This is a genomic window from Runella sp. CRIBMP, from assembly GCF_009905605.1.
In the GTDB taxonomy this organism is placed as follows: Bacteria; Bacteroidota; Bacteroidia; order Cytophagales; family Spirosomataceae; genus Runella.
The window spans coordinates 1-11,339 of record NZ_JAAAKZ010000007.1 but is presented as its reverse complement, the minus strand read 5'-3'; the positions used below and the strand labels follow the sequence as shown (position 1 = coordinate 11,339).

The window sequence follows — 11,339 nt, the reverse complement described above, 5'->3', positions numbered from 1 at the left end:
CAAAAGTCTTATAGATTTAGTAAAAATCTAGTTGGATCTTGGATTAGGCTGAAGTGTAAACACAATTTCGTGGATACCCTTACCCGCTCCAGGTACACTATTGGAGTTGCCGTAGAAGTCTTCTACTCGTCGCGAATTGTAGGTATAACCTATCCTTATGTTTTTGGAAACGTCATAGCCCAACAGTACCTGAACATAATTAACGCCTCCCAAACGAACAGACAACCCCACCAACGCGGCATTTTTGTAGTGCATCAACGCGTTTAAATCAGTCCTGATTTTTCCTTGCTCAGGTTTTGTAATTAGTATTGATGGAACTACATTTAACCCTTCGCTGATGTCCATTTTTAAACCTGCTTGTAAAAAAATGGGACGTTGATAATTAAGCAGTCCACTTGTATTATTGTATCCATAACTTTGTTTTAAGATTTCAGGCATCGAGACTCCTCCAAAAAACATTTCATCCTGATAATAAATTCCGACGCCCGCACTTGCCAATGCTTTATTGATTCCCCCACCAGTATTGATGGCTGAACGCGACGGCAAAACATTAATTCCCCCTAATGCTCCGATGGAAATTTTTTGAAATTCTGAAAGCTTAAAAATATAGGAAGCACTGCCAAAAACCGCCACATTGACGGCCACTCGGTCGTTTAGCCCCTGTAATCCCAACCCGACCTTTCCATCAGCAACGCTCCCATCCATAGCGAAAGACTGGGTAACAGGAAGCCCTTGTATTCCAGCCACAAATTGCCGGCGAAGAACGGCATTAAAATAAAAGTTTTCACGAACACCCGTAGCTGCAGGGTTGATGGCGATTGGATTAACTAAATATTGAGAATATTGAACTTCACGCTGGGCTTGGGCATAGTGGGCAATTAGAAATAAGCAGCAGGCAGTTAGCAGTTTACAGTTTACGAGGGAGAAAAGGCGATAAACTGTAGAGAGTAGACATAGTTTTTTCATCATAATACCAGTTGATTCTTTTATCAACGCAAAAGAAAGCACTAATCTTGCCAAACCCAATAAAAAGGCAGAAGTCAACCCAAACTTCTACCCTTTTTGATACCAACAATTACAGTTTTGCTTGCAAAAACAATCTTACGATGCCATTCCATAATCATAAAAAAAGCAGAAACTCATTAGAGCCTCTGCTTTTGATAAGCATCCTATTAAACATCTACTTTTACAAACTCAAAATCTTTATCTCTGTTCGGCGGTTTTGTTGGTGTTCTTCTTCGGTACAAGGGGCTCCGTCTTTGCATTTGTTCACCAGCTTACTTTCACCATAGCCTGCGGCAATAATCCTTTTAGAGGAGATTCCCTGATTTACGATGTACGCAACCGCGGCCTTTGCACGCTTCGTAGATAGTATTTTATTATACTTGGCAGACGAACGGCTGTCGGTATGAGAGCCGAATTCAATCTTCATTTTAGGGTATTTGTTCATGACCTCCACGAGTTTGTTCAACTCAGCTGATGCATCGGTTCTGATATTCGATTTATCTAAATCATAATAGATATTTTCGATTTTAATGACATCGCCTTTTTCAAACATGGTGATATTTGCCTCGGATGTCTCTCCTCCTTTTACTTTACTACCCATTGTTCCTAAATTATCTTTCAGGGCTTCAATTGAGTAATCACAACCACTGGGCACTTCAAAAAGATAAGTTCCATTTGCGTCTGTTACGGCTTCCTGAACACTATCGTCACATTCATTTCGAAGTAATACTTTCACACCCGAGATAGGCTTGCGGTCTTTTTGGGTCGTTACTAAGCCCCGAAGTGTAAATGTTTTAGATTTTACTTTGATTTTCGTCAGCGGAATATCCAGTTTTATAACTTCGGTTATGTCTAAATCTTTGGCGGCAACATCGACCGAATTGCCAACATAGCCCTCATAAGTTGTTTTAAACACAAAATCATTTTCGGGGTCTAGGCATAAGCGTATGCTACCGTTTTTATCCGTTTGGCCTGTTTTTACTTCGGTATCACTTTCACTTTTGCCCGCCATGGCAACAACGGCATTTGCTAATGGCATCTTTGTTTCTGCATCAATGACATTTACAATTATGTCTTGACAGGGATTTAGCGGACCCGTTCGTTCAAAGCGAAACAAATCATCATCATGCCCCCCCTGATGTCGGTTGCTGCTAAAAAAACCGCTGGTACGCTCGGCGTCGGTAATCAATCCAAAATCATCTTTGGCTGAGTTGATAGGTGTTCCAAGATTTCTCGGCTTTTTAGCCATAACGCCTTCAATAAGCTTGGCATAAAATATATCCAGCCCCCCCAATCCAGCATGACCATCTGATGCGAAATAAAGGTTCCCTTGCGCGTCTACAAAAGGAAACATCTCGTTACCCGAACTATTGACCCCTGGTCCCAAATTGATTGGTGTAGACCAATTGGCTCCGTCGTATTTACTGACGTATAAATCCGTCCCGCCAAACCCTCCAGGCATATCTGAAACAAAATACAACAATTTATCATCTTTTGACAACGCCGGATGCCCTACGGAATATTCGTCACTGTTGAATGGAAGTTCTTTCAAATCCTTCCAGTTACCGTTTACACTTTCAGCAGAGTACAATTTCAGTTTATTAACCCCGTCTTTGCTTGTTTTATACTTTCCGTTCAGGTAGTTGTTACGGGTAAAAAGAATCCTTTGCCCATCCTTAAAAAAGGCAACTGGCCCTTCATGGTATTTTGAATTAATGGCTTTCCCCATATTATGGGACTCAATCACTGCATTTTGTAAAGGTGCGGTAGCAGTACCATTCACGTTTGCATTACGGTAATTTCCAGGAATTTGGGAATCGTTGGCCGTTGGCGAAGTGTACTCATCTGCCCCCAGTAAATAAACACCTTTGGCCCGCTCGGTCTTATTTGCTAACGTTGAACCTCCGAGTTTACTCGTTTTTTTAGAATTAATTACGGATAAATCAGGGATTTCGTATAAATCCAGAAACGCCGTTTGATTCCAACTGTATACTCGTTTTACGTTTAACCCTTCATTGCGGGCAGAAACAAATACCAAGCCTTTTTTATAATAAGTGGGGCTAAATTCAGCACGATTTGTATTGATATTATCGAGTGACTCTACCGTATAGCTTGCTTTATTTTTTGATAACTTATTAACATCTGTATATAATTTATTAAATTCTTTTCCACGACTATCTTCTTGCTGCGATTGATTATAACGCTCATAAGCTTCTTTAGCTTCGTCATATTTGCCATTACTTGCTAATGCTTGTGCATAATACAAATAACAATTGGCATGAGCTGCCGAAGGTATTGTATCCTCTCCCACCACCAACCGATAAACTCGCTCGGCATTTTGTGTATCTCTGATTTGCCGATAGCTATTCCCTAATTTAATCAACGTACGTAATTTGGTAGAATCGGCAAGGCCACCACCTTTAAGCGCCTGCTCGTACAAGTCAATCGCTTTTGAATAGGCCATCATTTCATATTGACGATTGGCCTGCTGTAAAGACGACTGTGCTTTTACTTCCTTTACCCAAAGACCGATGGCCAAAATAATGAGTAAAATGTATGTTTTCATATACTACAATTTAAGATAAAAAAAAGGTATATTCTCTTCTGTTGGTATCGTTAAGAACCCTTCATGAAGAATATACCTTTAACTATTTTTAACAAACAGTCTCTTTAGAAGTACCGTGGAGTAAGGATTTTGCTCTTGCTAAATCCAAACTCATACCGCAGCATTATTTCGTGGGTAGGAATGCTTAAAAACTTACGTTCTTGGTTCAACCGATTGCGTGTCCAGTCGTAAGAATATCCCAGGCGGAATTGATCTGAAAGTTGCAATTCCAACATCCCAACCAATGCATCTCCACTTAACACTTTTCCGCTGATATCTTCTTGAATTTTACCAGCATACGTCGAAAAACGATTATGGCGATAAGACATTCCAACCGCAATTCGGTCGTTAAACCAAAGATTAAGGTTTCCATCAAGCGACAATCCCGTTCCTTGGACGTAGCGAGCCATCATGGATGGCTTTAGTTTAATGTTGTTACGTCCAATCACAAACCCACTGATGACATAGAAATGCCGGCGTACTTTGGCGCGGTTATCTCCAGAGTCATAGTCTGAAAGGTTATTTTCAATCAGATAAGGAACCGAAACACCAATGTAAGAGCGATCGTTACTGAGATAAATACCCGTTCCGAAATTGGGTAAGATCTTCGAAACATTATTGGCAAAAGCAGGGTCGGTTAGGTTGTTGCCCAAGTTCGCTTTGGATAAATCCCAGCGAAAACTCATAGCTCCACCTTGCAATCCCAATGCCAAGGTTGAACGTTCGCCTAACTTAATCCGAAAGGCGTACGACAACATCGCCCCAGTCCAGTTCTCAAGACCCACCTGGTCATTGAAGAGTTGAAGTCCTAGTCCTACTCTTTCACGGTTTACAGGCATATCAATGCTGAACGTAGCAGTTTGAGGGGCTCCAGCCATTCCCCCCCACTGGTTGCGGTAAAGAGCGGTTGCGCTCAGCACATCTCGGCTACCAGCATAAGCAGGATTAAGTGCCATCATATTGAACATGTACTGGGAGAACATTTTGTCCTGCTGAGCCCAGGTTTTACTGCTGCTAATCAAAGTGATCAGCAGCAGTAACATTGTCCATTTTTGTTTGATGATATTGTTCATCGTTCTTATCGGTTAATGGTCATAAATCGGCTTGTCTTCTTAATCTCACCGCCGTTTTGGTCAACCAAAATCACGTTGTAGAAGTAGGTGCCTACTGGTACAGTTTGATTGTTAGCACCAATTCCTACGTTAGCTGAGCCTTCCCAGTCATTCTGATAATCGTTGTTACGATAAACCAGATTCATCCAGCGGTTATAGATTTCTAGAACAATCTTCGTGCCAGATGGGTGACGAATCACAAATTTATCATTAATACCGTCACCGTTTGGAGAGAAGCCTTCAGGAACAAACAATCCACCGTCGGAAGGAATCACAATTGGCGTGTATTCTGCCTCTGTCAACTCCGTTGGGTTATTATTTCCGTTCAAATCAGGATTCAAACCATTGGTCGAGATGTCAGCAACAGAATTCTGTCCAGCAAGTGCTGCTCCGTAAGCACGGTTGAGATAAGGAGTGACACGTCCGTCAGTGGTAACATTGACCGTAAAGAATAGCGAGTCTGATCGTCCACCCGCTAATCGGCTTTGTTCGGCAATCAAGAGGTTCACATCGCGGTCTCCGTTGAAGTCAGGATTGATGCGTAACGTACTTGAATCGTTGGCCGTTGGAGTACCTACCAGTTGATAACTAGCACCCGTAAGCGAACTGTAGACTTTGGTCAGTGAATCCGAAACCTGAACATTGGTCAACATACCCGCACCGTAGTTTTTCAAGATAACCCTGTAAGTGATGTTCATACTACCATCGCCTTTGCGCACGGTATCTTTGATAGACATTGCCAAACCAAGCAACCCACTTCCAGGTGTAGAGTTAAGTGATACTGGAGTAGATTCGCTATTGTTGCGCGGATCAAGGTCATTGTCAGGGTCAGCGTTATCGCCTGTCGTTGAAGTATCCGCAGTCATTACACCGCCTTCTGTATATCCTGCACCGATTGCAATGTTATTAAACGTAGTCACAGAATCAGGATTGTAGAGAGAGATAACCACCGCCAAGTTGATGTTACGCGTTGTTCCTTTTGGCAAAGTACTCAGCGAGTCAACCAACAAATTAGTAAGTAATCCCTGACCAGTATAGCTTGAGTCAACCACAAACCCGAGGTCTGCCGTTACCAAAGGCTTGCCAATAATGACCGCCTTATTACCAAAAGTGAGTCCCAAGTTATCTTCTACTTTGATTTTCTTGAGGTCATTGGTTCCAAGGTTTGTCACGCTGATGGTATATGGTATTTTGAACTTACCTTCACCAAGCGCTACTGGAGTACCTGCTAATTTAGACAATCCAATCATTGCACTTGGCAAATCGAATCGCACAGGAGTAGGATTGTTGACTGGTGCATTCACCACAATACCTCGGTTTGAAGCATCTGTTACAGGTGTACCGTTTCCGTTTGCCGTTGCAATCACGCTGCCCAAGAAAGGTCCACTGTTACCATTGGGTTTAATATTAATGGTAATCAGGACTGTTTCTTCAGCACCTACCGCCAAGTTACTGCCAGGACCTAAGATATTCTTATCTGTTGTTCCGTTGTAACCTGCATTCGGTACGAGTGGGCTACCCGTTTCAACGACTGGTGCTCCTAACACTGCGAACGTAACTGGAGGCGCAAAGCTACTCGTGATGCTATCACGCAGTACTACATTTGTCAGAGGCACATTTCCTACGTTTTTGACCGTTATTTTATAGGTTACATCGTAAGAGGTCGTATCTCCTTCACCTTTCTTCTCTATTTTATCAACCGCAAGCGCAACTCCAATGGCGGGAGATATTGTACCGTCGCTGATAACAATGCCTGCCGACGCAAGGTTATTTGCCGTATTCGGATCGACTTGGTCAGCATACGTAACTTCGGCTTTGTTAATTACATTATAGCCTGCCGTTACCGCTTTAGTGACTACCGTCAGTGTCGTACTGTCGCCCGCTGCAATTGCAGGAATGCGGGTTTTAAGTACACCACCTGTGTTTGTTAAGCCCGATGTTGAAATCAACTCCAACTGTGTTGGCATAATATCGCGAACATCTACATTAGTTGCCTTGTGCTGTCCGTTATTTTTCACCACAATGGTGTAAGTAACTTGTTCGCCAATGAGCGCCAATGTTTTATTTGCAGTTTTTGTGATACTCAAGTCGGAGCGTAACGTGTCGGTAGCGCAATCGAAGATTTTCACTTCTATAGCTGCTGGTGCACTATAACAACCATCTTTCTTGTAAGTAACAAAATAAGTACCTGCTCCTACTGCTTCTGGTGTACCAACCAAGCAATCGCATCTTGGTTGAGCGGCAGAAGTAAAGATGGTAGTATAGTTGATATTACCTTCCAGTGCCTTGGTTAAGTCTACGGTATTGCTTGGGCAATCATTCCGCAGATTTTTCACGATTGGCGTTGGTAGACTTTTCACAACTACCGTAATATAAGCTGAGTTTACTGAGCAGCAAAGACTATCATCAACCAATGCGTAGGAATAAGTACCAGGTTCTGTTACATTCCACTGTCTGATACCATCAGAGGCAGGGAACAGGACATTACCGTCTTTAAACCATTTTACTTTGTAGCCGTTTTCGCTTGCTTTCAACTTAACGGTATCTCCTTGGCAGATGGTAATGGTTTCGGGCAGTGTATCTGCTTTGAAAGTGCCATTTACAATAATCTGCGGTCTGAATTTGATTCCCGTAAATATCAGCTTCATCGCATCTACTCCTGCTTTACAGTTACCTTCTCCATCTGGGTCGTTGGTGGTAAGGGTGAGTATTACATCCCCCTTAATCAAATCTTCCAACGATGGATAGTAAGTTGCATCCAGTGCAAGCGAGTTGCTAAAGGTACCCGTACCGTTTGTTGTCCATACTGCTCCAGTAGCCACGCCTCCTATTTTACCGTTGAGCTTGTACTGAAGCGCCGCGCAGATTGAGGCGTCGGCACCTGCATCAGCGGTCGCAGGGTTTGTTTCACAAGGTGTAGTTTCGCAAGGTGAAATCAATACGGAGATAGCCGTTCCAGTACTGTAGCAACCTGCCGTTGTGCGGAAGAATGCGTAGTAAGTACCAGACACTCCTACTGCTAAAGGATTAGAGACCAGTGGCGAGCTTGGTGAATTCGTTTGGTGGAATTCAAGAACCAAACCTGCGTTAGGTGTATAATTCTTAACTGCAGTAGTTAAATCTACCGTCTTAACAGGACACACATTCGCCAGATTAACAACAACTGGAGCAGTAATGCGTGGTGATACTATCACATTTATGGCATTAGATGCTACGCTTTTGCAAATCGAGTTGTAGCAACATGCTGCAGTATAGATTGTGCTCGCTGCTGGGATAATAGTTAAGGTGCTACCAATTTGGCCACTTGACCATTGGATGTATCCTGCACAGTTACCCAACGCCGTCAGTGTTACAGACTCTCCGTAGCAAAGCGTTGTCTTCGATGCTTCAATGGTTGGAGGTGCAGGCGTTCCTACCGTGATGGTTACAGGAGTAGTAGCTGCACTCTCACAATTACCTACTTTACATTTAACCCAGTAAGAAGTAGTTGCTATCGGAGCTACTTTTATTGAAGTACTTGACGCTCCATTTGACCAGAGTAATGTACCGTTGCAACCTGTTGCTGTCAGGGTGACAGAATCACCTTTACAGATGGTTGTTGCTGATGCAATAATCGTTGGTGCGTACACTTTAGTTACCGCAACCGTCACCGTATTGGAAGCACTACTTGTGCAATCTCCTTTTTTACATACTGCGGTGTAAGTTGTCGTTCCTAAAGGTGTAACCGTGATACTGTTGCCAGTAGCATTGTTTGACCATTGAATGGTTCCGCCTTCACATCCTGCGGCAGTAAGTGTTACAGAATTGCCTTCGCAGATTACTGCTGAAGTTGCCACAATACTTGGGGCTGTACAATTAGCCACTGTCACAGTAACAGCCACTGATGCCGCACTAGTACAATTACCTATCTTACATACAGCGGTATATGAAGTAGTCTCAGTAGGATTAACTACGATGCTTGCTCCTAACATTCCGTTCGACCAAGTAATTGTTCCTGCACAACCCTCTGCTGTAAGTACTGCCGTTTCACCTAATTTAACTGATGATGGCGTAGCTTTCACAATTGGAGGTGTAACGGGGATAACCTGTATGGTGTAATTAGCCGACACAGGGCTTGTACAGTTACCTACTTTACAAGTAGCGGTATAAGTTGTAGTCACTGTTGGAGTTACTACGATTGCAGGGCCAGTTTGACCAGTCGACCAGTACACAACACCTGCACAGCTCGGTACTTCAAGGGTAACACTTTCACCAGGACATACCTTGTCGGTGCTGCAAATAACCACCGGTTTCTCAGGAACAGGAACAACTGTTACTGTAGCAGAACCAGGAGCGCTTTCACAATTACCTATTTTGCAGATGGCAGTGTAGGTCGTAGTTGCATTAGCTACTACGGTGATACTTGCACCTGTGGCACCCGTACTCCACATTACTGTACCAGCGCAACCAGCCGCGGTAAGTGTCACGTTAGTACCTGCACATACAGTAGCCGATGGGCTCACCGTTATGGTTGGTGCTGTTGTGTTGTTCCCGACAGTTACAGTTATACTTCCAGGAGCGCTGTCACATTTCCCAGCTACACGGCATGAAGCAGTATAAGTAGTAGTAGTGGAAGGTTTAACCACAATACTTGTCGTTGTTGCCCCAGTATTCCAGATAATCGTACCTGCACAATTGCTTGCCGTCAGTGTAGTGCTGTCACCGACACAAATACTCGGTTTAGAGGCAACCACTGTTGGCGCCGGACCGGTAGTTGTTACGGTAATTTTAACTTTATTCGATATTACGCTTTCGCACGTTCCAACTTTACATACCGCAGTATATTCAGTAGTTGCGGCAGGAGACACCGAAATCGTGCTGCCTGTAGCGCCATTAGACCAGATGATGCTTCCTTCACATGTTCCAACCGCGGTGAGCGTTGTGCCTTGACCTGCACAAAGCAAGGTCGATTCAGCAGAAATAATCGGAGCCGTTGGATTTCCTACAGTTATTGTAACTGGGGCAGAAGGAGCGCTGACACAATTACCTATTTTGCAGATGGCAGTGTAGGTCGTTGTCGACGTTGGGCTTACCACGATACTTGCACCAGTCATCGTATTTGACCATGTTACTACACCTGTGCAACCTGATGCGGTGAGGGTAACACTGCCACCGTTACAAATTGTTGTTGAAGGACTAGCTGCAACCGTTGGCGAAGCAATTGGTGTGACCGTTATGACGTAATCTTTAGACTTCGACTTACAACCCCCATTGTTACATACTGCCCAGTAAGCAGTGGTCTCTGAAGGATAAACGACAATTGCGTTACCTGTTTCACCAGTTGACCACTCTACGATACCTGTGCAGTTTTTTACTTCCAACGTAACACTTTCGCCTGGGCAAACTTTATCAGTGCTGCAAATAACTTCAGGTGTAGGTCCGCCTGGTGTTACAGTAATAGTTACACTCGCTTTAGGACTTTCACACTCCCCGATTTTACAGAATGCAGTATACGTTGTAGTTGCACCTGGAGTTACCGTGATTTGCGCTCCCGTTGCGCCTGTACTCCACATGATAGTACCTGCACAATTGGCCCCAGTCAAAGTTACAGTGCTGCCTGCACAAACGGTTGTGGAAGGACTTGCTGCAATTGTTGGCGTTGTTGGCGTATTTACATACACTGTAATTGCATTTGAAGGACCGCTACTGCAACCATTCTTCTTACAAATCGCAGTATACATTGTTGTTACAGCTGGTCTGACAACAATGTTTGCGCCTATCATATTGTTTGACCACTGGATTGTTCCACCCTGACAACCAATTGCGTGAATCGATGTGCTGTCACCTGGACAAATGTTGGTGGTTGCACAAGCCAGAATTGGAGGCTCAGGTTGTACACAAGTAGCTTGAATTGTTACACGAGATGTATCATTGCCAGCTTTGGTCGGATCGTTATCTGGGCTTTTTACGATGGCAGTGTTTGTTATTGAACCAACAGCATTAATAGTTGCTTTGATTTTCAGGGTACGATTGGCTGCATTAGCCAAGTTACCAATAGTCCAAACACCCGTTGCAGCATTATATTCGGCAGAAGGATCCGCGCTTACAAACGTCAACGAAGCAGGTAAAACATCACTTACTGTAACATTTGTTGCATTGTTCGGGCCTTCATTAGAAGCAACTACATTATAGGTAATTGTTTGTCCAACAGTATAAGGACCCGCTTCCAGTACCTGCTTCTCAACAGACAGGTCTGTCAATCTTACGCAAGACTTAATTGTAAGTTTCAATAATGCACCGTTGCTGAATACACCACACTCAGCCACTTCAAATAAGTAGTAGTCGCCAGAAGTACATACTTTGGTTGGATCAAGTACTTTAGTACCAGGCTGGTGATCGAAGGTAGTATACCATTCGAAACGACCGCCTTCTGTGCGAATTGTACTATGAATAAAGGTGGCCAAGTTCACACAAGAATCAGGACATGTATTTTCACCCATACCACCACACGTTGGGGTTGGAGGTATTGCACATGGCGTTAGATTAATCGGCTCATCGTCATCATCGTCTTCGCCTTTAGTGAAGCCGTTGCCTGGCGTCGAATCTTTGTCCTTCACAGGGTTGCCGTTCTTGTCTTT

Annotated in this window: 4 protein-coding genes and 1 pseudogene; all 5 read right to left on the bottom strand. The window is 43.7% G+C overall.

Annotated features, from left to right (window positions below; genetic code table 11):
- Window positions 1-27: 27 nt before the first annotated feature.
- Entirely contained in the window at window positions 28-969 is a 942-nt protein-coding gene (locus GVN20_RS17640; protein WP_166559610.1) for a PorP/SprF family type IX secretion system membrane protein, read from the bottom strand.
- A gap of 217 nt (window positions 970-1,186) precedes the next feature.
- On the bottom strand, window positions 1,187-3,571 hold the full coding sequence (locus tag GVN20_RS17635; RefSeq protein WP_166559609.1) for an OmpA family protein: 2,385 nt from the start codon (window positions 3,569-3,571) through the stop codon (window positions 1,187-1,189).
- Between the two features lie 104 nt (window positions 3,572-3,675).
- A complete protein-coding gene (locus GVN20_RS17630; protein ID WP_166559608.1) occupies window positions 3,676-4,683 on the bottom strand; it encodes a type IX secretion system membrane protein PorP/SprF in 1,008 nt (335 codons plus the stop codon).
- Between the two features lie 5 nt (window positions 4,684-4,688).
- On the bottom strand, window positions 4,689-9,815 hold the full coding sequence (locus GVN20_RS17625) for a gliding motility-associated C-terminal domain-containing protein (RefSeq protein ID WP_229599106.1): 5,127 nt from the start codon (window positions 9,813-9,815) through the stop codon (window positions 4,689-4,691).
- Between the two features lie 858 nt (window positions 9,816-10,673).
- A pseudogene (locus tag GVN20_RS30135) lies at window positions 10,674-11,201 on the bottom strand (DUF11 domain-containing protein); the annotation flags it as partial.
- Window positions 11,202-11,339: the final 138 nt, after the last annotated feature.